Source organism: Pseudomonas sp. NIBRBAC000502773 (genome assembly GCF_006517195.1).
GTDB classification, from domain to species: Bacteria; Pseudomonadota; Gammaproteobacteria; order Pseudomonadales; family Pseudomonadaceae; genus Aquipseudomonas; species Aquipseudomonas marginalis.
Genome location: NZ_CP041189.1, coordinates 2,640,933 through 2,664,383, shown reverse-complemented (window position 1 = coordinate 2,664,383; position 23,451 = coordinate 2,640,933). Strand labels below are relative to the sequence as shown.

Annotated in this window: 20 protein-coding genes, 2 tRNA genes and 2 rRNA genes; 15 read left to right on the top strand and 9 right to left on the bottom strand. The window is 57.6% G+C overall.

Annotation, left to right across the window (positions count from 1 at the left end; genetic code table 11):
- Positions 1 to 22: 22 nt before the first annotated feature.
- The 7 genes from rpe (at position 23) to NIBR502773_RS12350 (ending at position 6,398) form a co-directional block, all read left to right on the top strand.
- On the top strand, positions 23 to 697 hold the full coding sequence (gene rpe / locus NIBR502773_RS12380) for a ribulose-phosphate 3-epimerase (protein ID WP_141156138.1): 675 nt from the start codon (positions 23 to 25) through the stop codon (positions 695 to 697).
- Complete coding sequence (locus NIBR502773_RS12375) at positions 694 to 1,512, top strand: phosphoglycolate phosphatase (RefSeq protein WP_141156137.1); 819 nt, start codon at positions 694 to 696, stop codon at positions 1,510 to 1,512. Before rpe ends, NIBR502773_RS12375 begins: the two co-directional genes overlap by 4 nt.
- Positions 1,513 to 1,582: 70 nt before the next feature.
- Positions 1,583 to 3,064 (top strand): anthranilate synthase component I, encoded by a 1,482-nt coding sequence (gene trpE, locus NIBR502773_RS12370; RefSeq protein WP_141156136.1) that lies wholly within the window; start codon positions 1,583 to 1,585, stop codon positions 3,062 to 3,064.
- A gap of 9 nt (positions 3,065 to 3,073) precedes the next feature.
- Complete coding sequence (locus tag NIBR502773_RS12365) at positions 3,074 to 3,667, top strand: aminodeoxychorismate/anthranilate synthase component II (RefSeq protein WP_024077700.1); 594 nt, start codon at positions 3,074 to 3,076, stop codon at positions 3,665 to 3,667.
- A 9-nt stretch (positions 3,668 to 3,676) separates the two neighbouring features.
- Positions 3,677 to 4,726 carry an anthranilate phosphoribosyltransferase gene (gene trpD / locus NIBR502773_RS12360; protein ID WP_065938244.1) on the top strand — a complete coding sequence of 350 codons (1,050 nt, stop codon included), beginning with the start codon at positions 3,677 to 3,679 and terminating at the stop codon, positions 4,724 to 4,726.
- The gene (trpC, locus tag NIBR502773_RS12355; protein WP_131699139.1) at positions 4,723 to 5,559 is read left to right on the top strand and encodes an indole-3-glycerol phosphate synthase TrpC; all 837 of its coding nucleotides are present in this window, start codon (positions 4,723 to 4,725) and stop codon (positions 5,557 to 5,559) included. Before trpD ends, trpC begins: the two co-directional genes overlap by 4 nt.
- 143 nt (positions 5,560 to 5,702) lie before the next feature.
- Positions 5,703 to 6,398 carry a lipoate--protein ligase family protein gene (locus NIBR502773_RS12350; protein ID WP_141156135.1) on the top strand — a complete coding sequence of 232 codons (696 nt, stop codon included), beginning with the start codon at positions 5,703 to 5,705 and terminating at the stop codon, positions 6,396 to 6,398.
- On the opposite strand, the gene crp is transcribed toward NIBR502773_RS12350, so the two are convergent.
- Complete coding sequence (crp, locus tag NIBR502773_RS12345; RefSeq protein WP_027605892.1) at positions 6,395 to 7,039, bottom strand: cAMP-activated global transcriptional regulator CRP; 645 nt, start codon at positions 7,037 to 7,039, stop codon at positions 6,395 to 6,397. The two genes, NIBR502773_RS12350 and crp, sit on opposite strands and share 4 nt — an antisense overlap.
- 245 nt (positions 7,040 to 7,284) lie before the next feature.
- On the opposite strand from crp, the gene NIBR502773_RS12340 reads away from it, so the two are divergent.
- A complete protein-coding gene (locus tag NIBR502773_RS12340) occupies positions 7,285 to 7,707 on the top strand; it encodes an OsmC family protein (RefSeq protein WP_005792019.1) in 423 nt (140 codons plus the stop codon).
- A 58-nt stretch (positions 7,708 to 7,765) separates the two neighbouring features.
- On the opposite strand, the gene coq7 is transcribed toward NIBR502773_RS12340, so the two are convergent.
- From coq7 to hemJ, 6 genes are all read right to left on the bottom strand, one after another.
- A complete protein-coding gene (coq7, locus tag NIBR502773_RS12335) occupies positions 7,766 to 8,413 on the bottom strand; it encodes a 2-polyprenyl-3-methyl-6-methoxy-1,4-benzoquinone monooxygenase (protein WP_027605891.1) in 648 nt (215 codons plus the stop codon).
- Between the two features lie 116 nt (positions 8,414 to 8,529).
- Positions 8,530 to 8,868: a histidine triad nucleotide-binding protein gene (locus tag NIBR502773_RS12330; RefSeq protein ID WP_047277960.1), complete on the bottom strand. Its 339-nt coding sequence runs from the start codon at positions 8,866 to 8,868 to the stop codon at positions 8,530 to 8,532.
- 46 nt (positions 8,869 to 8,914) lie between these two features.
- Complete coding sequence (locus tag NIBR502773_RS12325) at positions 8,915 to 9,703, bottom strand: SDR family oxidoreductase (RefSeq protein ID WP_065938247.1); 789 nt, start codon at positions 9,701 to 9,703, stop codon at positions 8,915 to 8,917.
- A 62-nt stretch (positions 9,704 to 9,765) separates the two neighbouring features.
- Positions 9,766 to 10,728, bottom strand: a complete 963-nt coding sequence (locus NIBR502773_RS12320) for a DUF805 domain-containing protein (protein ID WP_141156134.1) — start codon at positions 10,726 to 10,728, stop codon at positions 9,766 to 9,768.
- A 69-nt stretch (positions 10,729 to 10,797) separates the two neighbouring features.
- Positions 10,798 to 11,760, bottom strand: a complete 963-nt coding sequence (locus tag NIBR502773_RS12315) for a nitronate monooxygenase family protein (protein ID WP_141156133.1) — start codon at positions 11,758 to 11,760, stop codon at positions 10,798 to 10,800.
- A 23-nt stretch (positions 11,761 to 11,783) separates the two neighbouring features.
- Positions 11,784 to 12,212 (bottom strand): protoporphyrinogen oxidase HemJ, encoded by a 429-nt coding sequence (gene hemJ, locus NIBR502773_RS12310; protein ID WP_027605887.1) that lies wholly within the window; start codon positions 12,210 to 12,212, stop codon positions 11,784 to 11,786.
- A gap of 135 nt (positions 12,213 to 12,347) precedes the next feature.
- Between hemJ and argC the strand changes: the two genes are divergently transcribed.
- A complete protein-coding gene (gene argC / locus NIBR502773_RS12305) occupies positions 12,348 to 13,382 on the top strand; it encodes an N-acetyl-gamma-glutamyl-phosphate reductase (protein ID WP_065938249.1) in 1,035 nt (344 codons plus the stop codon).
- Positions 13,383 to 13,547: 165 nt separating this feature from the next.
- Positions 13,548 to 13,898 carry an iron-sulfur cluster insertion protein ErpA gene (gene erpA, locus NIBR502773_RS12300; RefSeq protein ID WP_003176443.1) on the top strand — a complete coding sequence of 117 codons (351 nt, stop codon included), beginning with the start codon at positions 13,548 to 13,550 and terminating at the stop codon, positions 13,896 to 13,898.
- A 91-nt stretch (positions 13,899 to 13,989) separates the two neighbouring features.
- Here erpA and NIBR502773_RS12295 read toward each other — a convergent pair whose 3' ends face one another.
- A complete protein-coding gene (locus tag NIBR502773_RS12295) occupies positions 13,990 to 15,081 on the bottom strand; it encodes an anhydro-N-acetylmuramic acid kinase (protein ID WP_141156132.1) in 1,092 nt (363 codons plus the stop codon).
- 3 nt (positions 15,082 to 15,084) lie between these two features.
- Entirely contained in the window at positions 15,085 to 16,503 is a 1,419-nt protein-coding gene (locus NIBR502773_RS12290; RefSeq protein WP_115485693.1) for a peptidoglycan DD-metalloendopeptidase family protein, read from the bottom strand.
- 208 nt (positions 16,504 to 16,711) lie between these two features.
- On the opposite strand from NIBR502773_RS12290, the gene tyrS reads away from it, so the two are divergent.
- The 5 genes from tyrS (at position 16,712) to NIBR502773_RS12260 (ending at position 23,407) form a co-directional block, all read left to right on the top strand.
- The gene (gene tyrS, locus NIBR502773_RS12280; protein WP_027605883.1) at positions 16,712 to 17,911 is read left to right on the top strand and encodes a tyrosine--tRNA ligase; all 1,200 of its coding nucleotides are present in this window, start codon (positions 16,712 to 16,714) and stop codon (positions 17,909 to 17,911) included.
- Between the two features lie 552 nt (positions 17,912 to 18,463).
- Positions 18,464 to 20,000: ribosomal RNA gene (locus NIBR502773_RS12275) — 16S ribosomal RNA — on the top strand.
- A gap of 83 nt (positions 20,001 to 20,083) precedes the next feature.
- Positions 20,084 to 20,160: transfer RNA gene (locus NIBR502773_RS12270), tRNA-Ile, on the top strand.
- A gap of 30 nt (positions 20,161 to 20,190) precedes the next feature.
- Positions 20,191 to 20,266: transfer RNA gene (locus tag NIBR502773_RS12265), tRNA-Ala, on the top strand.
- Between the two features lie 249 nt (positions 20,267 to 20,515).
- Positions 20,516 to 23,407: ribosomal RNA gene (locus NIBR502773_RS12260) — 23S ribosomal RNA — on the top strand.
- Together the 16S and 23S rRNA genes with 2 tRNA genes alongside form the textbook arrangement of a ribosomal RNA operon.
- Positions 23,408 to 23,451 lie beyond the last annotated feature (44 nt).

Genomic DNA, 23,451 nt, shown 5'->3' with positions numbered 1-23,451 from the left:
TTTAGCTCAAAAAAGGTGCGTCATGCAGCCCTTCATTATTGCTCCATCGATTCTCTCCGCCGATTTCGCCCGCCTGGGTGAAGAAGTGGACAAGGTGTTGGCCGCCGGTGCCGACTTCGTGCACTTCGATGTCATGGACAACCACTACGTGCCCAACCTGACCATCGGTCCGATGGTCTGCGCGGCGCTGCGCAAGTACGGCATCACCGCGCCGATCGATGCGCACCTGATGGTCAGCCCGGTGGATCGCATCATCGGTGACTTCGTTGAAGCCGGCGCGACCTACATCACCTTCCACCCGGAAGCCTCGCTGCACGTCGACCGCACCTTGCAACTGATCCGCGAAGGCGGTTGCAAAGCCGGCCTGGTGTTCAACCCGGCCACCCCGCTGGACGTGCTCAAGTACGTGATGGACAAGGTCGACATGGTGCTGCTGATGAGCGTCAACCCAGGCTTCGGCGGGCAGAAGTTCATCCCCGGCACCCTCGACAAGCTGCGCGAAGCCCGTGCGCTGATCGATGCGTCGGGCCGCGACATCCGCCTGGAAATCGACGGTGGGGTCAACGTCAACAATATTCGTGAAATCGCGGCCGCCGGCGCCGACACCTTCGTGGCCGGCTCGGCGATCTTCAACGCCCCGGACTATCAGGAAGTCATCGCCAAGATGCGCGCCGAACTGGCGCTGGCGCGTCCATGAGCGGCTTTGAGCAGCTGTTCCCCGGCAAACTGCCACGGCTGGTGATGTTCGATCTGGACGGTACCTTGATCGACTCGGTGCCAGACCTGGCGGCGGCGGTGGATGAGATGCTGCTCAAGCTGGGACGCAAGCCGGCGGGGCTTGCGTCGGTACGCGAATGGGTCGGCAATGGAGCGCCGATGCTGGTGCGTCGGGCCCTGGCCAATCACATCGATGCCGACGGTGTCGATGAGGTTGAGGCCGAGCACGCCCTGGAGCTGTTCAATGTTGCCTATGAGCGCAGCCACGAACTGACCGTGGTCTACCCCGGCGTACGCGACACCCTCAAATGGCTGAGCAAGCAGGGCGTGGAAATGGCCCTGATCACCAACAAGCCGGAGCGCTTTGTCGCGCCGCTGTTGGACCAGATGAAAATTGGCCGTTATTTCCGCTGGATCATTGGTGGCGATACCTTGCCGCAGAAGAAACCCGACCCGGCGGCGCTGTTTTTCGTGATGAAAATGGCCAATATTCCGGCGTCCCAGTCGCTGTTTGTCGGCGATTCACGCAGTGACGTGCTGGCGGCGAAAGCGGCCGGTGTGCAGTGCGTGGCCCTGAGTTACGGCTACAACCATGGTCGTCCGATCGCCGAAGAGTCGCCGTCGCTGGTGATTGATGATCTGAGACTGCTAATCCCCGGTTGCCTGGGAGCTGGCGCTGAGATAACGTTGCCCGACATCGATCCGTCCCCTTCTGGAAATTCCATCGTGGTGGTCACTCGCAAACTCTGGATGAAAGTCATCAAGGCCCTGGCCCGTTGGCGTTGGCGCGCCTGACTGATCCTGGCCGCGCCATGCGGCACGTTTGCATACCTGACTGTTAGACCCTCACGCCACGAGGCACCTCATGATCCGCGAAGAATTCCTGCGTTTGGCCGCTGCCGGCTATAACCGTATCCCCCTGGCCTGCGAAACCCTGGCCGACTTCGACACGCCGTTGTCGATCTACCTGAAACTGGCCGACCAGCCCAACTCCTACCTGCTGGAGTCGGTACAGGGCGGCGAGAAATGGGGCCGTTACTCGATCATCGGCCTGCCATGCCGCACTGTGCTGCGGGTGCACGACCATCATGTGAGCATCACCCATGATGGTGTCGAGATCGAAAGTCATGAGGTCGAAGACCCGCTGGCCTTCGTCGAAGCTTTCAAGGCGCGCTACAACGTGCCGACCATCCCTGGCCTGCCGCGCTTCAATGGCGGCCTGGTGGGGTACTTCGGCTACGACTGCGTGCGCTATGTGGAAAAACGCCTGGGCAAATGCCCGAACCCGGACCCCCTGGGCGTGCCGGACATTCTGCTGATGGTCTCCGATGCGGTGGTGGTGTTCGACAACCTCGCCGGCAAGATGCATGCGATCGTGCTCGCCGACCCGTCCCAGGCCGACGCCTTCGAGCAGGGCCTGGCCAGCCTCGAAGCGCTGCTGGAAAAGCTGCGCCAGCCGATCACCCCGCGTCGCGGCCTGGACCTCAGCCGTCCGCCGGCGGCCGATCCGGTGTTCCGCTCCAGCTTTACCCAGGATGACTACGAGCGCGCGGTCGATACCATCAAGGAATACATCCTCGCCGGTGACTGCATGCAGGTGGTGCCGTCGCAACGCATGTCCATCGATTTCAAGGCTGCGCCCATTGACCTGTACCGGGCGCTGCGCTGCTTCAACCCGACGCCGTACATGTACTTCTTCAACTTTGGCGACTTCCACGTAGTGGGCAGCTCGCCGGAAGTGCTGGTGCGTGTCGAGGACAACCTGATCACCGTGCGCCCGATTGCCGGCACACGCCCGCGTGGCGCGACCGAAGAAGCGGATCTGGCGCTCGAAGAGGACCTGCTCAGCGACGACAAGGAAATCGCCGAACACCTGATGCTGATCGACCTGGGCCGCAATGACACCGGGCGTGTCTCGGAAATCGGCTCGGTGAAGTTGACCGAGAAGATGGTCATTGAGCGTTATTCCAACGTGATGCACATCGTGTCCAACGTCACCGGCGAGTTAAAAGCCGGGCTGACTGCGATGGACGCGTTGCGGGCGATTCTGCCGGCGGGCACCTTGTCGGGGGCGCCGAAGATCCGCGCGATGGAAATCATCGACGAACTGGAACCGGTCAAGCGCGGTGTCTATGGCGGCGCCGTGGGGTATTTCGCCTGGAACGGCAACATGGACACCGCCATTGCGATTCGCACGGCGGTGATCAAGGACGGGGAGCTGCACGTGCAGGCCGGTGGCGGGATTGTCGCCGACTCGGTGCCGGCCCTCGAATGGGAAGAAACCCTGAACAAGCGCCGCGCGATGTTCCGTGCCGTAGCGCTGGCTGAACAGACCCCTAATTCTTGAGGTTTCCCCATGTTGCTGATGATTGATAACTACGACTCCTTTACCTACAACGTTGTGCAGTACCTGGGGGAGCTGGGCGCCGAGGTCAAGGTGGTTCGCAACGACGAACTGACCGTGGCCGAAATCGCCGCCCTGAACCCGGAACGCATCGTGGTTTCGCCGGGCCCGTGCACGCCGACCGAGGCGGGTATCTCCCTCGAGGCCATCAAGTACTTCGCCGGCAAGCTGCCGATCCTGGGCGTCTGCCTGGGCCATCAATCCATCGGCCAGGCCTTTGGTGGTGATGTGGTGCGTGCGCGCCAGGTGATGCACGGCAAGACCAGCCCGGTGTTCCACAAAGACCTGGGCGTATTCCAGGCACTCAATAACCCGGTGACCGTGACCCGCTACCACTCGCTGGTGGTCAAGCGCGAAACCTTGCCGGAATGCCTGGAGCTGACCGCCTGGACCCAATTGGAAGACGGCTCCGTCGACGAGATCATGGGCCTGCGTCACAAGACACTGAACATCGAAGGGGTGCAGTTTCACCCTGAATCGATCCTGACCGAGCAGGGCTACGAGCTGTTCGCCAACTTTCTCAAGCAGAGCGGCGGCACGCGCTAAGGACTTTCCATGGATATCAAGACTGCCCTGAGCCGTATCGTCGGCCATCTGGACCTGAGCACCGCTGAAATGAGCGATGTGATGCGCGAAATCATGACTGGTCAATGCACCGATGCGCAGATTGGCGCCTTCATGATGGCGATGCGCATGAAGAGCGAAAGCATCGACGAGATCGTCGGTGCCGTATCGGTGATGCGTGAGTTGGCGGACAAGGTCGAGCTCAAGACCCTCGACGGCGTGGTCGACGTGGTCGGCACCGGCGGTGACGGTGCGAACATCTTCAACGTCTCGACGGCCTCTTCCTTTGTGGTGGCGGCGGCGGGCTGCACCGTGGCCAAGCACGGTAACCGCGCGGTGTCCGGCAAGAGCGGCAGTGCCGACCTGCTGGAAGCGGCCGGCATCTACCTGAACCTCACGCCGGTACAAGTGGCGCGCTGCATCGACAACGTCGGCATCGGCTTTATGTTTGCCCAGTCCCATCATGGTGCAATGAAGCACGCTGCCGGCCCGCGCAAGGACCTTGGCCTGCGTACCCTGTTCAACATGCTCGGCCCGCTTACGAATCCGGCCGGTGTGAAGCACCAGGTGGTGGGCGTGTTCAGCCAGGCGCTGTGCCGGCCATTGGCTGAAGTGCTGCAACGCATGGGCAGCAAGCATGTGCTGGTGGTGCACTCCAAAGACGGCCTGGACGAGTTCAGCCTGGCGGCGCCAACGTTTGTGGCGGAGCTGAAGAATGACCAGATCACCGAATACTGGGTCGAACCGGAAGACTTGGGCATGAAGAGCCAGAGCCTGCACGGCCTGGCGGTGGAAAGCCCGGCGGCGTCCCTGGAGCTGATTCGCGATGCCCTGGGGCGTCGTAAGACCGAGAACGGTCAAAAAGCTGCGGAAATGATTGTTCTGAATGCTGGCGCGGCACTTTACGCAGCCGATCATGCCTATAGTCTTAAGGAAGGTGTCGAATTGGCCCACGATGCGCTGCACACCGGTCTGGCTCGTGAAAAGCTCGAAGAGCTGGGAGCATTCACCGCTGTATTCAAGATGGAGAATGAAGGATGAGTGTGCCGACCGTTCTGGAAAAAATCCTGGCCCGCAAGGCTGAAGAAGTCGCCGAACGCCGTGCCCGTGTGAGCCTGGCCGAGTTGGAAGCCCAAGCGAAAGCCGCGGACGCACCGCGTGGATTTGCCAAGGCACTGATTGCCCAGGCCAAGCTCAAGCAGCCTGCCGTGATCGCCGAGATCAAGAAAGCATCGCCGAGCAAAGGCGTGATTCGCGAAAACTTTGTACCGGCGGAAATCGCGGTCAGCTACGAGAAGGGTGGGGCGACTTGCCTGTCGGTACTCACTGACATCGATTTTTTCCAGGGCTCCGACCTGTTCCTGCAGCAGGCCCGCGCCGCGTGCAAGTTGCCGGTGATCCGTAAGGATTTCATGGTCGATCCGTACCAGATCGTCGAAGCCCGTGCCTTGGGCGCCGACTGTGTGTTGTTGATCGTCTCCGCATTGGATGACGTGAAGATGGCCGAGCTGGCGGCCGTGGCCAAAAGCGTCGGCCTGGATGTGCTGGTGGAGGTGCACGACGGCGATGAGCTGGAGCGCGCACTGAAAACCCTCGACACACCGCTGGTGGGGGTCAACAACCGTAACCTGCACACCTTTGAAGTCAGCCTGGAAAACACCCTCGACCTGCTGCCGCGTATTCCGCGCGACCGCCTGGTGATTACCGAGAGTGGCATCGTCAACCGTGCCGATGTGGAGCTGATGGAAATCAGTGACGTTTATTCGTTCCTGGTGGGTGAGACCTTCATGCGTGCCGAGAACCCGGGGGCGGAACTGCAGCGTCTGTTCTTCCCGGAGCGTGGCGTGGCGGTCAGTGGTTCCACTCTCGATTGATTTGAAATGCGTTCAACGTGTGGGAGGGGGCTTGCCTCCGATGGCGGCGATTCAGTTGGAGCATCCTTGACTGACACACCGCTATCGGGGGCAAGCCCCCTCCCATATTTGGGTTTGTGTTTATTCAGATAGGTAGGTGCCCATTGATCCAGCCAGTGTCGATGCGTGTTGAAGCAGGTCTTGCCGCCGAGCAAGCCTTGCTGGCCGCCGTTTGCGCGGGTGAGCAGGCGTTTGGGTTGTTGTTCTGGCAGCCCAGCGATCAGGCATTGGTGATGCCGCGCCGCTTGAGCCGATTGCCTGCTTTCGATGTCGCCAGCCGCGTGTCTGCGGATGCCGGTTGGCCGGTGCTCTTGCGCGAAACCGGCGGCGAACCGGTGCCGCAGTCCAGCGCCACGGTCAATATCGCCCTGGTCTACGCTCCGCCGCGCAGTGAAGGCGATCATAATCGTATCGAAACTGGCTACTTGCGCTTGTGCCAACCCATCTGCGACTTGCTGATCGAGTTGGGTGGCGATGCCTCCGTCGGGGAAATCGACGGTGCATTCTGCGACGGTCGTTACAACGTCAACCTCAACGGGCGCAAAATGGTCGGCACTGCCCAGCGCTGGCGGCAAGGCGGGGGCCGCCCGGTGGGGTTGGTGCACGGTGCGTTGTTGCTGGATAACGATCGTGAAGAACTGATCGCGGCGGTCAACCGCTTCAACCAAGCCTGCGGCCTGGAGCAACGGGTTCGTGCCGACAGCCATATTGCCCTGCACGAAGCCTTCCCTGCGCCGGATGCAATCAGCCGGCTGGACACCTTGTACCGTCAAATGCTGGCCAGTTTCCTGCCGGCTTAACGGGTACCGAACACCACCATCGTCTTGCCTTTGACGTGCACCAAGTTGCGCTCTTCCAGATCCTTGAGCACGCGACCGACCATCTCCCGTGAACAGCCGACAATACGCCCGATTTCCTGACGGGTGATCTTGATCTGCATGCCGTCGGGGTGAGTCATTGCATCGGGCTGCTTGCACAGCTCCAGCAGGCAACGGGCCACACGTCCGGTGACGTCGAAGAACGCCAGGTCGCCAACCTTGCGCGTAGTGTCTCGCAGGCGCTGGGCGATCTGACCGCTGAGGGCGTAGAGAATATCGGGGTCCTGCTGGGCGAGTTCGCGAAACTTTGCGTAACTGATCTCGGCCACTTCGCACTCGACCTTGGTCCGCACCCAGGCGCTGCGCTCCTGCTCCTTGCCTGCTTGTTCAAACAGTCCCAGCTCGCCGAAAAAATCCCCGGTGTTCAGATAGGCGATGATCATTTCGCGGCCGTCTTCATCCTCGATCAGGATGGTGACTGAGCCCTTGATAATGAAAAACAGTGTTTCGGAGCGCTCACCGGCGCAGATGATGTTGTGCTTGGCGGGATGGCGCCGGCGCTGGCAGTGCATCAGCAACTTGTCGAGATTCTTGATCTTGGGTATGGGCGTAAGAGCAACCATGGTTGTATCCCGAAAGGCAGCGCGAGGTGGTTGGAGTTGTTGTACTCAGCGGTATCGGCATTGATACACGTTGCATGAGGGGTGGCAATACGCCACTCCTTTGGCGCCAGCTTAACAGACACATTCTGACTCGATTAGCGAATTTTCCGAGTCAGCGCCGTTATTGATCGCTTTGATGGGAAGCGCGGTTGCGCCCGGGCCCTGTGCTAAGCTGGCGACCCTTTTTTAGCAGTGGAGTCTGGGCGATGAAGGCACGCATCCAATGGGCGGGCGAAGCCATGTTCCTCGGTGAGTCGGGCAGTGGCCATGTGGTGGTCATGGATGGCCCGCCGGAAGCCGGTGGCCGTAACCTGGGCGTACGCCCGATGGAAATGCTCCTGCTTGGTGTGGGCGGTTGCAGCAATTTCGACGTGGTCAGCATCCTGAAAAAATCCCGCCAGGCCGTGGAAAGCTGCGAAGCCTTCCTGGAAGCCGAGCGCGCCACTGAAGATCCCAAGGTGTTTACCAAGATCCACATGCATTTCGTGGTGAAGGGCCGGGCGTTGAAAGAAGCCCAGGTCAAGCGCGCCATCGAGCTGTCGGCGGAAAAGTATTGCTCGGCGTCGATCATGCTCGGCGCGGCCGGTGTGGCCATCACCCATGATTACGAGATCATCGAGTTGGGTTGATCAGTCGACAAAAGAAAAGGGCGCTGGATAGCGCCCTTTTTTGCAGCCGCAGGTTTAGTCAGATGCGGTAGGTGCTTTTGGTCATGACCTTGGCCAGCAGGCTCATGCCGAATCGCACTGGCGCCGGGAAGCGGAAGCCGCCGGCATCCAGTGCACTTTCAGCGTGGTGTTCTTCATCGATACGCATCTGCTCAAGAATCGCCCGGGACTTTTCGTCATCGGCCGGCAGTTGCTCAAGATGTTCATCCAGGTGCTTGCATACTTGATGTTCCGTCGCGGCGACAAAGCCGAGGCTGACCTTGTCGCTGATCAGGCCCGCAGCCGCGCCGATGCCGAATGACAAGCCGTAGAACAGCGGGTTGAGCACGCTGGGATGGCTTCCCAACTGGCGAATACGTTGCTCACACCAGGCCAGGTGATCGATTTCTTCCTCGGCCGCATGCTCCATGGCTGCGCGCACCTGCGGCAGCTTGGCGGTCAGGGCCTGGCCCTGGTACAGCGCCTGGGCACAGACCTCACCGGTATGGTTGATACGCATCAGGCCTGCGACATGGCGGGTCTCGGTCTCGCTCATCTGCGCGTCAGGCTGCACGATGGCGGGCGACGGGCGGTACGGTTGGCCGCTGAAGGGCAGCAGTGTGCGCATGGCCATGTCGGCTTGCAGCAACAGACGGTCAATGGGCGAGTAGTGACGTTGGGTAGTCATGCTGACCTCCGGGAAGAATCTCGGCGGCCAGTTTACCGCAAGAGAGAGGAACGCGTTTGCCCTGAGTCAAGGGCATGGGTCGCAGCCTTGGGCCGCGGCCCTTGTAGCGGGCTATTTCAGCCCGGCGGCCAGTTCATCTGGCGCTGGCCCAGCACATGCATATGGATGTGGTAAACGGTCTGCCCACCTTCTTCGTTGCAGTTCATCACTACACGGAAACCTTTCTCGCAGCCTTGCTCCACCGCCAAACGCTGGGCGGTGAACAGAATATGGCCGGCCAGGGCCTTATCCTCTTCGGTCAAGTCATTCAATGTACGGATAGGTTTCTTCGGGATAACCAGAAAATGTACCGGCGCCTGTGGGGCAATATCGTGAAAGGCGAGGACTTGATCATCTTCGTAGATAATCTTCGCGGGTATTTCTCTGTTGATGATCTTGGTGAACAGAGTATCCACAGCTGTTTCTCCATTATGAAAGTGCAAGGTGAGTGTACCCAGGCGATCAGCGCGGGCAATAGGCCTTGTTGATCGCCCCGGCGATCTTGCGAGTCAACCAGCGCGGGCTGAAACGCGGGCTGAAGGCCAGCCAGCGATTACGTCGTCCAGGAATGATGATGGCTTTGTTCTTTTCCAGTGCGCGCACGGTATAGAGCGCCACTTCTTCCGGACTCATCAATTGTTCGCTGCGTTCGAGTCTGGCGGTGTCCATCTGCGCCGTACCGAAGAAGGCGGTGCGCGTAGGACCGGGGCAAAGCACCGAGACCTTGATGCCACAGGTCTTGAGTTCTTCGCGCAAGCCTTCGGAGAAATGCAGCACATAGGCCTTGCTGGCGTAGTAGCTGCTCATCCACGGGCCGGGTTGGAACGCGGCGACCGAGGCGACGTTGAGAATCTGCCCGCCACCGTGCAGCGCCATGGTATTGCCCAGGGCGTGACACATGCGGGTAAGGGCGAGGATGTTAACTTCGATGAGGTCTTGTTCGGTCATCCAGTCCTGGGCCAGGAATGGCCCGCTGGTGCCAATGCCGGCGCAGTTCACCAGCAAATCGATCTGCCGCTCGCCTTCTTCCAGCTCCAGCAGGAACCCGGACAAGCGCAATGGCTCGCCCAGGTCGCATGCCCGAAACAGCACCTCGACGCCGAAGCGTTGGGTCAATTCGATTGCAATGCTTTCCAACTGATCACGCTGGCGGGCCACCAGAATCAAGCTGCGGCCGCGACGGGCGAGGGCTTCGGCCAAAGCCAGGCCGATGCCGCTGGAGGCACCGGTGATCAGAGCGTAACGGGTCATGCCTTTCTCCATCGCAACACGCCGCGCCTGGGATGGAGGCATCCCAGGCGCGGCGCGTTTCTTTACTGTTCTGGAGAGTCTACAGGTTCGGCCGCGTCGTCAGCACTTTGCGCATCTTCTTCATCGACGATTACGCTTTGATCGGCGTCTTCATCGGAAGTGAGGGAGCTGCTTTCGTAGCTGCTGTCCACGTTGCTTTCGAGTTGATCCAGGTAGCCGTTCATGCCCAGCGACACTACGATGATGAGCATCAGCGGAATGAATGCCAGCCACAGCGAGGCCAGGACCTTCACCGCGGTGGAGTTGCGCGGTGGCGGTGCGCCGTACTGGTTGGCGCCGGTGTTACCTGGCATGACCAACAGCAGCAGGGGGAAAATACTGTTCACCAGCGGTACCAGATTCAGCAGGTACAACCAGCCGGACCAGCCCAGATCGTGCAGGCGCTGCACGCCGATCTGCACGCTCACGACCACAACCGCGACGAACAGCGCGAAGCCCAGCAGCGAGCCGAGGATAATGGCTATGGTCGGTGACGCGGTCGCGATGGCAAAGCCCACAGTACTGAGGATGCCGGCTGCGACGAGCATGGCGACGGTCAGTACCAGCGTCCATGCCAGGTACCGCAGACGACCAATACGGCCATTGATGGTGAAGACCTTGAGGGTGGCGTACTCCGGCAGGCTTTCACCTACGGCGGCACGCGGTGGTGCGTACGGCGAAGCCGCAGGACGGGAGAAGTCTGCAGCGCTGGAATCTGTTTCGTGGGTTTCAGCAAGGCTGAAGGCTACGGGCTGTTCGGCCTCGATACGCGCGTCCACCCCGGCGTTTTTCAGCGCGGTGAGGTAGGTTTCGGCGTCGGGGCGGGACAGGTCGCGTTTCAGTGCAACGACGCGGCCGGTGAAGAGTTTCTCGATGTCCTCGACCGTGCTCTTGAACAGTTCAGCCAGGTTCAGCTTGGCTGTGGTGCTTTCGACACCCGGGAGCAGGGCCCCATCAAACACAATCTTGAAACGGTTGTCGCTCATGCGGGCATCCTTGTCACTGAATCAGTGGGGTAATGCAGGCCTGCTCGATCGGCAGGCCTTGCGGTTGGGTCAGCGTGGCCAGCGCAACTGTGTCGCCTGTTCGCGCGCCTTGCGGTATTCGGCATCCAGGCGGGCAACGAGTTCATCGACGCCGGGTAAATCATTAATTTCACCGACACCTTGGCCGGCGGACCATACGGTCTTCCAGGCCTTGGCTTCGTCGCTCAGCGGCTTGAGCTTGGAGCCGAAGTTTACTTCGCCTTTGCCCTGCAGGGCAGCGAGGTCGAAACCGGCATTTTCCAGGCTCTGGCGCATAAAGCTTGCGGGCACGCCGGAGACAGCGGGAGTGTGCACGATGTCGGCGGCGCGCGATGTGAGCAGCATCTCTTTATACGCATCCGGGGCGTGGCTTTCGGTGGTACCGATAAACCGTGTGCCGAAATACGCCAGGTCTGCCCCCAGCAACTGGGCGGCGAGTATCTCATGGCCGTGATTAAGGCAGCCGGCCAGCAGCAGGGTCTTGTCGAAGAATTGGCGAATCTCTGCGATCAGCGAAAACGGGCTCCAGGTACCGGCATGGCCACCGGCGCCTGCGGCCACGGCGATCAGGCCGTCGACACCGGCTTCAGCGGCTTTTTCGGCATGGCGCCGGGTAGTGACATCGTGAAACACCAGGCCGCCATAGCTGTGCACGGCATCTACCACTTCTTTCACTGCGCCCAGGCTGGTAATCACGATCGGCACCTTGTGCTCAACACAGATCGCCAGGTCAGCCTCAAGGCGAGGGTTGCTGTTGTGCACGATCAGGTTGACGGCGTAGGGCGCAGGATTGTCCAGCTGCGCCAGGCCCGCTTCGATTTCCTCCAGCCAGGCTTTGAAGCCACTGCTCTCGCGTTGGTTGAGCGCCGGGAAGCTGCCGACCACGCCGTTGCGGCAGCAGGCCAGCACCAATTGCGGATTGGAAATCAGGAACATCGGCGCCACCACCACGGGCAGATGCAGACGTTGTTCAAGCAGAGCGGGCAGCGACATTGGAGGTACCCCGAGTAATGAAGTTAGAACGGTTTGACCACGACCAAAATTACGATAGCCAGCAATATCAGAACCGGGACTTCATTGAACCAGCGATAAAAGACATGGCTGCGGGTGTTTTCGCCACGGGCGAAACGTTTTACCTGCGCGCCACACATATGGTGGTAGCCAATCAGGAACACCACCAGGGTCAACTTGGCGTGGATCCAGGCGCCCGATTGAAAGATGCCGGGGTTAAGGGCTATCAGCCAGATACCGAACACCAGGCTGGCCAGCATCGCCGGGCCCATGATGCCGCGGTACAGCTTGCGCTCCATGACGCTGAAGCGTTCCTTGCTGACAGTGTCCTCGCTTTGTGCGTGGTAGACGAACAGGCGCGGCAGGTAGAACAGCCCGGCAAACCAGCAGACGATGCTGACGATATGGAAGGCTTTGACCCATAGATAAAGCATTTTTAGTTATTCCCAGGTTCACGGTAGCGCAGATAGTAGTGGCTCATGCGCCCATACGTCACGTTGACGGTTGTCGCAGGACGATACGGCCCCTATTATCGACGGCTTTCCAGTGGGTTCGTTGAGGGCAGGTTTATGGTCAAGGTCGGAATCGTCGGCGGCACGGGTTACACCGGTGTCGAATTGCTGCGTCTGTTGGCTCAGCATCCGCAAGCTGAGGTGGTGGTCATTACCTCTCGATCCGAGGCCGGTCTGGCCGTGGCCGATATGTACCCGAACCTGCGAGGCCACTACGACGGCCTGGCGTTCAGCGTTCCGGACATCAACACCCTTGGCGCCTGCGATGTGGTGTTCTTTGCCACTCCCCATGGCGTTGCCCATGCGTTGGCTGGCGAACTGCTGGCCGCTGGTACCAAGGTCATCGACCTGTCGGCGGACTTCCGCCTGCAAGACGCCGACGAATGGGCCAAGTGGTACGGCCAGCCTCACGGTGCACCGGAACTGTTGGAAGAGGCGGTGTACGGCCTGCCGGAAGTCAATCGTGAGCAGATCAAGCAGGCACGCTTGATCGCCGTGCCGGGTTGCTACCCGACGGCGACGCAACTGGGCTTCCTGCCGTTGCTCGAGGCCGGGCTGGCGGATGCTTCGCGCCTTATCGCAGACTGTAAGTCGGGTGTCAGCGGGGCCGGTCGTGGAGCAGCGGTAGGTTCCCTGTACTCCGAGACGTCGGAAAGCATGAAGGCTTACGCAGTAAAAGGGCATCGCCATCTGCCCGAGATTCGTCAGGGGCTGCGGCGCGCTGCCGGCCAAGACGTAGGCCTGACCTTCGTGCCACACCTGACGCCGATGATTCGTGGCATTCATTCCACGTTGTACGCCACCGTGGTCGATCGTTCGGTAGACCTGCAGGCGTTGTTTGAAAAGCGTTATGCCAACGAGCCGTTCGTCGATGTAATGCCTGCTGGCAGCCATCCGGAAACCCGCAGCGTGCGAGGCGCCAACGTGTGCCGGATTGCAGTGCATCGTCCGCAGGATGGTGACCTGGTGGTGGTGTTGTCGGTGATCGATAACCTCGTCAAGGGCGCGTCGGGCCAGGCGGTGCAGAACATGAACATCCTGTTTGGCCTGGATGAAAAGCTGGGTCTGTCCCACGCCGGCATGCTGCCTTAAGACCATTGGCAGAGTGTGCAAAAGGCCCGTTGATCGGGCCTTTTGTGTTTCTAATGGCGGCGATGCAGATTGATATACCGTAACAATAGTTGACCGCTTTTCTAGGAGAAGCGGATAATGCCCGCCATTACGCATATGGCGGCGCTACGCCGGGAGATTATCAGCATGAGCGTTGAATCCTTCACCCCCACGGCTTTGCAATTTACCCACGGTGCTGCGCACAAGGTGAAGAGCCTGGTCGATGAAGAGGGTAATGATCGCTTGAAGCTGCGCGTATTCGTTACGGGCGGCGGTTGTTCAGGGTTTCAGTACGGTTTCACCTTCGATGAAGATGTGGCTGACGATGACACCATCGTTGAGCGCGAAGGCGTTAGCCTGGTCGTGGACCCGATGAGCTTCCAATACTTGGCAGGCGCCGAGGTGGATTACCAGGAGGGTCTGGAGGGTTCGCGTTTCGTGATCAAGAACCCTAACGCGACCACCACCTGTGGTTGCGGCTCTTCGTTCTCGATCTGATCGACAGCCTGATCTACAACGAATAAAAACGCCGCTTGGCTTTGATCGGCCAAGCGGCGTTTTGCTGTCTGCGATTCTGGCGAGGTGTTCGTCAGGCGGGGTAGATCGCGCCAAGTACCCTTAGCCCGCGTGCGCCGGTGACACTGGGCCGGTTGGCGGCAATGCCTTCCAGGCAGCAGTGAGCCAGCCAGGCGAAGGCCATGGCTTCGACCCAGTCCGGGTCTACGCCGTGGGTGGCGGTGCTGCTGACTTGAGTGGATGGCAACAACGCGGCCAGACGATTCATCATTGTGGTGTTATGGGCGCCGCCGCCACAGACGAGTAACGTTTCTGTCTCGGGCTGCGCGGTTTGCAGGGCCTCGACGATGGTCAGGACGGTCAGTTCCAGCAGGCTGGCCTGTACGTCCTGGGGTTCAAAGGCGGGCAGGCGGCCAAGATGCTGGTGCAGCCACTCGAGGTTGAACACTTCACGGCCGGTGCTTTTCGGGCCTTTGGTCAGGAAGAATGGATCGCTGAGTAGGGCCGTGAGTAGTTGAGGCTCGACCTTGCCACTACCCGCCCACTGCCCATCACGGTCAAAGTGTTCGCCGCGCTGCTGTTGAATCCAGGCGTCCAGCAGCACATTGCCTGGGCCGCAGTCGAAGCCGGCTACGGGCTTGCCGGTTTCGATCAGGCTGAGATTGCTGAAGCCCCCAATATTCAACACTGCACGGTTGCCGGTGCTTTCGCCAAACAACGCCTCATGAAAGGCGGGCACCAGAGGCGCGCCCTGGCCGCCAGCGGCAACATCGCGGCTACGGAAGTCGCTGACTACGCTGATGCCCGTCAGCTCCGCAAGCAAAGCCGGGTTGCCGATCTGCACGGTAAAGCCTCGGGCGGGTTCATGGCGGATGGTCTGGCCATGGCTGCCGATCGCACGTACGTCTTGAGGCTTGAGGTTGTGCTGGTCGAGCAATGTGTGAATGCCGTGGGCGGCGAGTGTGACCCAGTGCTGCTGGGCTATCGCTGAGCGGGCAATCTCATCCGGGCCGCTGGCGCACAGGCTTAACAGTTCTGCGCGCAGGGTGTCCGGCATCGGTGTGTAGTGGGTGGCGATCAGATTGACCGCCGAATCTTGTTCGATCAGAGCGATGTCCAGGCCATCGAGGCTGGTCCCGGACATTACACCTATATAGAACGGCATACCTTAACGCTTCGCCGAAGCAAGCAGGGTGGAGCGCTCCTGGTCCATGCGCGCCATCAACGGCTGGCTTTGTTGCATAAAGCGTGCGCGCTCGGCCTTGGCGATCGGGTCGGCCATCGGCAGTTTCTGGCCCAATGGGTCAACGTGCACACCATTGACCTGGAACTCATAGTGCAAGTGCGGGCCGGTGGACAGGCCAGTGGTGCCGATGTAACCGATTACTTGGCCTTGCTTCACGTTGCCGCCGGTTTTCACACCCTTGGCGAAACCTTGCATATGGCCATACAGGGTGCGGTAGGTGTTGCCGTGCTGGATGATCACCGTGTTGCCGTAGCCACCGCGGCGCCCTGCGAGCAGAACTTTGCCATCGCCGGCCGCCTTGATAGGCGTACCGCGTGGTGCGGCATAGTCGACGCCTTTGTGGGCGCGGATTTTGTTCAGAATTGGATGCTTGCGACCCATGGAGAAACGCGAGCTAATACGAGCGAAATCCACCGGGGTGCGGATAAAGGCCTTGCGCATGCTGTTGCCGTCGGCGGTGTAGTAGCTGCTGTTGCCTTGCTTGTTGGTGTAACGCACTGCGGTGTAGGTCTTGCCACGGTTGGTGAAGCGTGCGGAGAGAATGTTGCCGGTGCCGACCACTTTGCCATTGGCGACTTTCTGCTCGTAGATCACGTCGAATTCATCACCCTGGCGGATGTCCTGGGCGAAGTCGATGTCGTAGCCAAACACGCTGGCCATGTCCATGGTCATGCTATGGGACAAGCCGGCGCGCGCGGCAGATTGCGACAGTGAGCTGTTGATCACGCCGTGAACGTAGGCAGAGCGCATGACTGGCTTGGTGGTAATACGGTTGAAGGCAAAGCCTTTGGCGCCCTTGGTCAGGGAGATGCTCTCGAGGTCACTGACGCTGGTGTGCAGGTTGTTCAGCTGACCGTCTGGTGTCAGTTCGAACTCCAGTTTCTGGCCGTGTTTGAGCTGGGTGAATTGCTTGGCTTGTTTATCGCTGGCCAGTACATCGTTAACGGTGGCTGCGGGAAGGCCTACCTTCTCGAACAGGGTCGAAAGCGTATCGCCTTTCGCCACGATCACTTCGCGGTGTTGAGGGTTCTTGGCAGCGTCTACTACCGGTTTTTTCTGTTCTTGAACGGCTTGCTGGGTATCTTCCGGCGTGTTTTCGATCTGGGCAAACGGCGATTCAGTGGGAGCATTTGTGGCTTGTTGGGCGTCGGAAGCGTCTTGATCTTGTGTCAGTTGTTCAACTGGACTCTCCAAGTCAAGGCTCAGAGATGTTCGTTTGGCTTCTACGTCACTGGAAGGGAATACCAGGAGTGCCAGGCTGAGAAGGGCGGCGATACCACTTGCTGCGAGCAGGTGGGTCTTCGGGTAAAGCGGCGGCGCTTTAGACGGTTCAGTGGTCATAGGTAATTTGACTTTGAAGATGAAATGGAAAAGATGAATGACATGATGAAGATGAAATAACTGTATAAAATATAACCAAATCATCTGTGGCGCAAGCTCGCGAACGCTGGGCTTGCTGAACGGTGTCCGTGCGCAGGGCAAAACTTGTAATTAGTCCCTGATCTTGTATGGTTGGTTCCCTTTTGAATCTGAGCCTTGCGGGTCTGTTATGAAGTCGGTTGAAGAACAGCTAGCGCTGATAAAACGTGGTGCGGAAGAACTGTTGGTCGAGGCCGAGCTGATCGAAAAGCTCAAGCGTGGCCAACCCCTGCGTATTAAGGCTGGTTTCGATCCGACGGCGCCGGACCTGCACCTGGGTCATACCGTGCTTATTAATAAGCTGCGTCAGTTCCAGGAGTTGGGGCATCAGGTGATCTTCCTTATAGGTGATTTCACCGGGATGATCGGCGATCCGAGCGGTAAAAGTGCGACGCGCCCGCCGCTGACCCGTGAGCAGGTTCTCGATAATGCCGAGACCTATAAGACCCAGGTATTCAAGATTCTTGATCCGGCCAAGACCGAGGTGGCGTTTAACTCTACCTGGATGGATCAGATGGGGCCGGCGGACTTCATTCGCCTTACTTCCCAATACACCGTGGCGCGCATGCTTGAGCGTGATGACTTCGATAAGCGCTATTCAACCAATCAGCCGATCGCGATTCATGAGTTCCTGTATCCGCTGGTTCAGGGTTATGACTCGGTAGCGCTGCGCGCGGATGTTGAGTTGGGTGGTACCGACCAGAAATTCAACCTGCTGATGGGGCGTGAGTTGCAGCGTGCTTATGGTCAGGAAGCTCAGTGCATCCTGACCATGCCGTTGTTGGAAGGATTGGATGGCGTCAAGAAAATGTCCAAGTCTCTGGGCAACTATGTCGGCATCCAGGAAGCTCCGGGTGTGATGTACGGCAAGCTGGTCTCTATCCCGGATGCCTTGATGTGGCGCTACTTCGAACTGTTGAGTTTCCGCTCGATGGATGAGATCGATGCGCTGCGTGCGGATGTAGAGGCGGGCGCCAATCCGCGTGACGTGAAGATCAAGCTGGCGGAAGAGATCGTTGCGCGTTTCCATGGTGAAGAGGCAGCGGCCAGTGCTCACCGTGCGGCAGGTAATCGCATGAGGGACGGCGAGCTGCCGGATGATCTGCCTGAGATTGAATTGACGGCCACTGAGGCCATGCCGATTGCGGCAGTCCTTAATAAGGCGGGCCTGGTGAAGAACTCGGCGGTCGCGCGTGACCTTCTGGGGTCTGGCGGTGTGCGTATAGATGGTGAGGTGGTGGATCGCACCTTTATATACGAACTGGGTGCTACCCACGTTTGTCAGGCGGGGAAGAAGGCATTTGCGCGTATTACGCTCAAATCCGAATAAACCTGAAATTAAGTGTTGACGGCGAATTGTATCTGTCTATAATTCGCCCCACTTCCGGCGCAGTCGAAACGTAAAACTCCTTGGTAAACAATGAGTTATGCAGAATAAGGCAGCGAATTGCTTCAGTTCATCGAAGCTCAGAAGGAGTTGGTAGGGTCGTGTTGTTTGACGCTATTAACGATTCGATCTTCTCGGTCGAAAGTGGAGAAAAGAGGTGTTGACAGCAGCGTGTAACGCTGTAGAATTCGCCTCCCGCTGACGAGAGATCGTAAGCGCAAGTGGTTGAAGTTGTTGAAGAAATCTTCGAAAGCTTCTGAAAATAATCACTTGACAGCAAATGAGGCTGCTGTAGAATGCGCGCCTCGGTTGAGACGAAAGCTCTTAACCAACCGCTCTTTAACAACTGAATCAAGCAATTCGTGTGGGTGCTTGTGGAGTCAGACTGATAGTCAACAAGATTATCAGCATCACAAGTTACTCCGCGAGAAATCAAAGATGTAACCAACGATTGCTGAGCCAAGTTTAGGGTTTCTTAAAAACCCAAAGATGTTTGAACTGAAGAGTTTGATCATGGCTCAGATTGAACGCTGGCGGCAGGCCTAACACATGCAAGTCGAGCGGTAGAGAGAAGCTTGCTTCTCTTGAGAGCGGCGGACGGGTGAGTAATGCCTAGGAATCTGCCTGGTAGTGGGGGATAACGTTCGGAAACGGACGCTAATACCGCATACGTCCTACGGGAGAAAGCAGGGGACCTTCGGGCCTTGCGCTATCAGATGAGCCTAGGTCGGATTAGCTAGTTGGTGGGGTAATGGCTCACCAAGGCGACGATCCGTAACTGGTCTGAGAGGATGATCAGTCACACTGGAACTGAGACACGGTCCAGACTCCTACGGGAGGCAGCAGTGGGGAATATTGGACAATGGGCGAAAGCCTGATCCAGCCATGCCGCGTGTGTGAAGAAGGTCTTCGGATTGTAAAGCACTTTAAGTTGGGAGGAAGGGCCATTACCTAATACGTGATGGTTTTGACGTTACCGACAGAATAAGCACCGGCTAACTCTGTGCCAGCAGCCGCGGTAATACAGAGGGTGCAAGCGTTAATCGGAATTACTGGGCGTAAAGCGCGCGTAGGTGGTTTGTTAAGTTGGATGTGAAATCCCCGGGCTCAACCTGGGAACTGCATTCAAAACTGACTGACTAGAGTATGGTAGAGGGTGGTGGAATTTCCTGTGTAGCGGTGAAATGCGTAGATATAGGAAGGAACACCAGTGGCGAAGGCGACCACCTGGACTGATACTGACACTGAGGTGCGAAAGCGTGGGGAGCAAACAGGATTAGATACCCTGGTAGTCCACGCCGTAAACGATGTCAACTAGCCGTTGGGAGCCTTGAGCTCTTAGTGGCGCAGCTAACGCATTAAGTTGACCGCCTGGGGAGTACGGCCGCAAGGTTAAAACTCAAATGAATTGACGGGGGCCCGCACAAGCGGTGGAGCATGTGGTTTAATTCGAAGCAACGCGAAGAACCTTACCAGGCCTTGACATCCAATGAACTTTCCAGAGATGGATTGGTGCCTTCGGGAACATTGAGACAGGTGCTGCATGGCTGTCGTCAGCTCGTGTCGTGAGATGTTGGGTTAAGTCCCGTAACGAGCGCAACCCTTGTCCTTAGTTACCAGCACGTAATGGTGGGCACTCTAAGGAGACTGCCGGTGACAAACCGGAGGAAGGTGGGGATGACGTCAAGTCATCATGGCCCTTACGGCCTGGGCTACACACGTGCTACAATGGTCGGTACAGAGGGTTGCCAAGCCGCGAGGTGGAGCTAATCCCAGAAAACCGATCGTAGTCCGGATCGCAGTCTGCAACTCGACTGCGTGAAGTCGGAATCGCTAGTAATCGCGAATCAGAATGTCGCGGTGAATACGTTCCCGGGCCTTGTACACACCGCCCGTCACACCATGGGAGTGGGTTGCACCAGAAGTAGCTAGTCTAACCTTCGGGAGGACGGTTACCACGGTGTGATTCATGACTGGGGTGAAGTCGTAACAAGGTAGCCGTAGGGGAACCTGCGGCTGGATCACCTCCTTAATCGACGACATCAGCTGCTCCATAAGTTCCCACACGAATTGCTTGATTCATTGAAGAAGACGATAAAGAAGCAGCCCGAAATTGGGTCTGTAGCTCAGTTGGTTAGAGCGCACCCCTGATAAGGGTGAGGTCGGCAGTTCGAATCTGCCCAGACCCACCAATTTTGTGTGGGAAACGCCTGTAGAAATACGGGGCCATAGCTCAGCTGGGAGAGCGCCTGCCTTGCACGCAGGAGGTCAACGGTTCGATCCCGTTTGGCTCCACCACTACTGCTTCTGCGTTATGAAAGCTTAGAAATGAGCATTCCATCGGTATGATGGTGAATGTTGATTTCTAGTCTTTGATTAGATCGTTCTTTAAAAATTTGGGTATGTGATAGAAAGATAGACTGAACGTTACTTTCACTGGTAACGGATCAGGCTAAGGTAAAATTTGTGAGTGGCTCTTAATTGAGTATGATCGAATTTTCGGCGAATGTCGTCTTCACAGTATAACCAGATTGCTTGGGGTTATATGGTCAAGTGAAGAAGCGCATACGGTGGATGCCTTGGCAGTCAGAGGCGATGAAAGACGTGGTAGCCTGCGAAAAGCTTCGGGGAGTCGGCAAACAGACTTTGATCCGGAGATGTCTGAATGGGGGAACCCAGCCATCATAAGATGGTTATCTTGTACTGAATACATAGGTGCAAGAGGCGAACCAGGGGAACTGAAACATCTAAGTACCCTGAGGAAAAGAAATCAACCGAGATTCCCTTAGTAGTGGCGAGCGAACGGGGACTAGCCCTTAAGTGGCTTTGAGATTAGCGGAACGCTCTGGAAAGTGCGGCCATAGTGGGTGATAGCCCTGTACGCGAAAATCTCTTAGTCATGAAATCGAGTAGGACGGAGCACGAGAAACTTTGTCTGAATATGGGGGGACCATCCTCCAAGGCTAAATACTACTGACTGACCGATAGTGAACTAGTACCGTGAGGGAAAGGCGAAAAGAACCCCGGAGAGGGGAGTGAAATAGATCCTGAAACCGTATGCGTACAAGCAGTGGGAGCCCACTTTGTTGGGTGACTGCGTACCTTTTGTATAATGGGTCAGCGACTTATTTTCAGTGGCGAGCTTAACCGAATAGGGGAGGCGTAGCGAAAGCGAGTCTTAATAGGGCGTCTAGTCGCTGGGAATAGACCCGAAACCGGGCGATCTATCCATGGGCAGGTTGAAGGTTGGGTAACACTAACTGGAGGACCGAACCGACTACCGTTGAAAAGTTAGCGGATGACCTGTGGATCGGAGTGAAAGGCTAATCAAGCTCGGAGATAGCTGGTTCTCCTCGAAAGCTATTTAGGTAGCGCCTCATGTATCACTGTAGGGGGTAGAGCACTGTTTCGGCTAGGGGGTCATCCCGACTTACCAAACCGATGCAAACTCCGAATACCTACAAGTGCCGAGCATGGGAGACACACGGCGGGTGCTAACGTCCGTCGTGAAAAGGGAAACAACCCAGACCGTCAGCTAAGGTCCCAAAGTTATGGTTAAGTGGGAAACGATGTGGGAAGGCTTAGACAGCTAGGAGGTTGGCTTAGAAGCAGCCACCCTTTAAAGAAAGCGTAATAGCTCACTAGTCGAGTCGGCCTGCGCGGAAGATGTAACGGGGCTCAAACCATACACCGAAGCTACGGGTATCACGTAAGTGATGCGGTAGAGGAGCGTTCTGTAAGCCTGTGAAGGTGAGTTGAGAAGCTTGCTGGAGGTATCAGAAGTGCGAATGCTGACATGAGTAACGATAATGGGTGTGAAAAACACCCACGCCGAAAGACCAAGGTTTCCTGCGCAACGTTAATCGACGCAGGGTTAGTCGGTCCCTAAGGCGAGGCTGAAAAGCGTAGTCGATGGAAAACAGGTTAATATTCCTGTACTTCTGGTTATTGCGATGGAGGGACGGAGAAGGCTAGGCCAGCTTGGCGTTGGTTGTCCAAGTTTAAGGTGGTAGGCTGGAATCTTAGGTAAATCCGGGATTCTAAGGCCGAGAGCTGATGACGAGTTAACTTTTAGTTAACGAAGTGGTTGATGCCATGCTTCCAAGAAAAGCTTCTAAGCTTCAGGTAACCAGGAACCGTACCCCAAACCGACACAGGTGGTTGGGTAGAGAATACCAAGGCGCTTGAGAGAACTCGGGTGAAGGAACTAGGCAAAATGGCACCGTAACTTCGGGAGAAGGTGCGCCGGTGAGGGTGAAGGACTTGCTCCGTAAGCCCATGCCGGTCGAAGATACCAGGCCGCTGCGACTGTTTATTAAAAACACAGCACTCTGCAAACACGAAAGTGGACGTATAGGGTGTGACGCCTGCCCGGTGCCGGAAGGTTAATTGATGGGGTTAGCTAACGCGAAGCTCTTGATCGAAGCCCCGGTAAACGGCGGCCGTAACTATAACGGTCCTAAGGTAGCGAAATTCCTTGTCGGGTAAGTTCCGACCTGCACGAATGGCGTAACGATGGCGGCGCTGTCTCCACCCGAGACTCAGTGAAATTGAAATCGCTGTGAAGATGCAGTGTATCCGCGGCTAGACGGAAAGACCCCGTGAACCTTTACTATAGCTTTGCACTGGACTTTGAATTTGCTTGTGTAGGATAGGTGGGAGGCTTTGAAGCGTGGACGCCAGTCTGCGTGGAGCCAACCTTGAAATACCACCCTGGCAACTTTGAGGTTCTAACTCAGGTCCGTTATCCGGATCGAGGACAGTGTATGGTGGGTAGTTTGACTGGGGCGGTCTCCTCCTAAAGAGTAACGGAGGAGTACGAAGGTGCGCTCAGACCGGTCGGAAATCGGTCGTAGAGTATAAAGGCAAAAGCGCGCTTGACTGCGAGACAGACACGTCGAGCAGGTACGAAAGTAGGTCTTAGTGATCCGGTGGTTCTGTATGGAAGGGCCATCGCTCAACGGATAAAAGGTACTCCGGGGATAACAGGCTGATACCGCCCAAGAGTTCATATCGACGGCGGTGTTTGGCACCTCGATGTCGGCTCATCACATCCTGGGGCTGAAGCCGGTCCCAAGGGTATGGCTGTTCGCCATTTAAAGTGGTACGCGAGCTGGGTTTAGAACGTCGTGAGACAGTTCGGTCCCTATCTGCCGTGGACGTTTGAGATTTGAGAGGGGCTGCTCCTAGTACGAGAGGACCGGAGTGGACGAACCTCTGGTGTTCCGGTTGTCACGCCAGTGGCATTGCCGGGTAGCTATGTTCGGAATAGATAACCGCTGAAAGCATCTAAGCGGGAAACTAGCCTCAAGATGAGATCTCACTGGGACCTTGAGTCCCCTGAAGGGCCGTCGAAGACTACGACGTTGATAGGTTGGGTGTGTAAGCGCTGTGAGGCGTTGAGCTAACCAATACTAATTGCCCGTGAGGCTTGACCATATAACACCCAAGCAATTTGCGTCGAAAGGCCAGATTGCGGTGTG

Coding starts and splice junctions, on each gene's coding strand:
- NIBR502773_RS12315 (WP_141156133.1), bottom strand. CDS start 11,760: ATGTCGCTGCCCGCTCTGCTTGAACAACGTCTGCATCTGCCCGTGGTG.
- argC (WP_065938249.1), top strand. CDS start 12,348: ATGGTCAAGGTCGGAATCGTCGGCGGCACGGGTTACACCGGTGTCGAA.
- tyrS (WP_027605883.1), top strand. CDS start 16,712: ATGAAGTCGGTTGAAGAACAGCTAGCGCTGATAAAACGTGGTGCGGAA.
- NIBR502773_RS12365 (WP_024077700.1), top strand. CDS start 3,074: ATGTTGCTGATGATTGATAACTACGACTCCTTTACCTACAACGTTGTG.
- NIBR502773_RS12325 (WP_065938247.1), bottom strand. CDS start 9,703: ATGACCCGTTACGCTCTGATCACCGGTGCCTCCAGCGGCATCGGCCTG.
- hemJ (WP_027605887.1), bottom strand. CDS start 12,212: ATGCTTTATCTATGGGTCAAAGCCTTCCATATCGTCAGCATCGTCTGC.
- trpC (WP_131699139.1), top strand. CDS start 4,723: ATGAGTGTGCCGACCGTTCTGGAAAAAATCCTGGCCCGCAAGGCTGAA.
- rpe (WP_141156138.1), top strand. CDS start 23: ATGCAGCCCTTCATTATTGCTCCATCGATTCTCTCCGCCGATTTCGCC.
- NIBR502773_RS12290 (WP_115485693.1), bottom strand. CDS start 16,503: ATGACCACTGAACCGTCTAAAGCGCCGCCGCTTTACCCGAAGACCCAC.
- NIBR502773_RS12295 (WP_141156132.1), bottom strand. CDS start 15,081: ATGCCGTTCTATATAGGTGTAATGTCCGGGACCAGCCTCGATGGCCTG.
- trpE (WP_141156136.1), top strand. CDS start 1,583: ATGATCCGCGAAGAATTCCTGCGTTTGGCCGCTGCCGGCTATAACCGT.
- erpA (WP_003176443.1), top strand. CDS start 13,548: ATGAGCGTTGAATCCTTCACCCCCACGGCTTTGCAATTTACCCACGGT.
- NIBR502773_RS12320 (WP_141156134.1), bottom strand. CDS start 10,728: ATGAGCGACAACCGTTTCAAGATTGTGTTTGATGGGGCCCTGCTCCCG.
- crp (WP_027605892.1), bottom strand. CDS start 7,039: ATGGTTGCTCTTACGCCCATACCCAAGATCAAGAATCTCGACAAGTTG.
- coq7 (WP_027605891.1), bottom strand. CDS start 8,413: ATGACTACCCAACGTCACTACTCGCCCATTGACCGTCTGTTGCTGCAA.
- trpD (WP_065938244.1), top strand. CDS start 3,677: ATGGATATCAAGACTGCCCTGAGCCGTATCGTCGGCCATCTGGACCTG.
- NIBR502773_RS12375 (WP_141156137.1), top strand. CDS start 694: ATGAGCGGCTTTGAGCAGCTGTTCCCCGGCAAACTGCCACGGCTGGTG.
- NIBR502773_RS12340 (WP_005792019.1), top strand. CDS start 7,285: ATGAAGGCACGCATCCAATGGGCGGGCGAAGCCATGTTCCTCGGTGAG.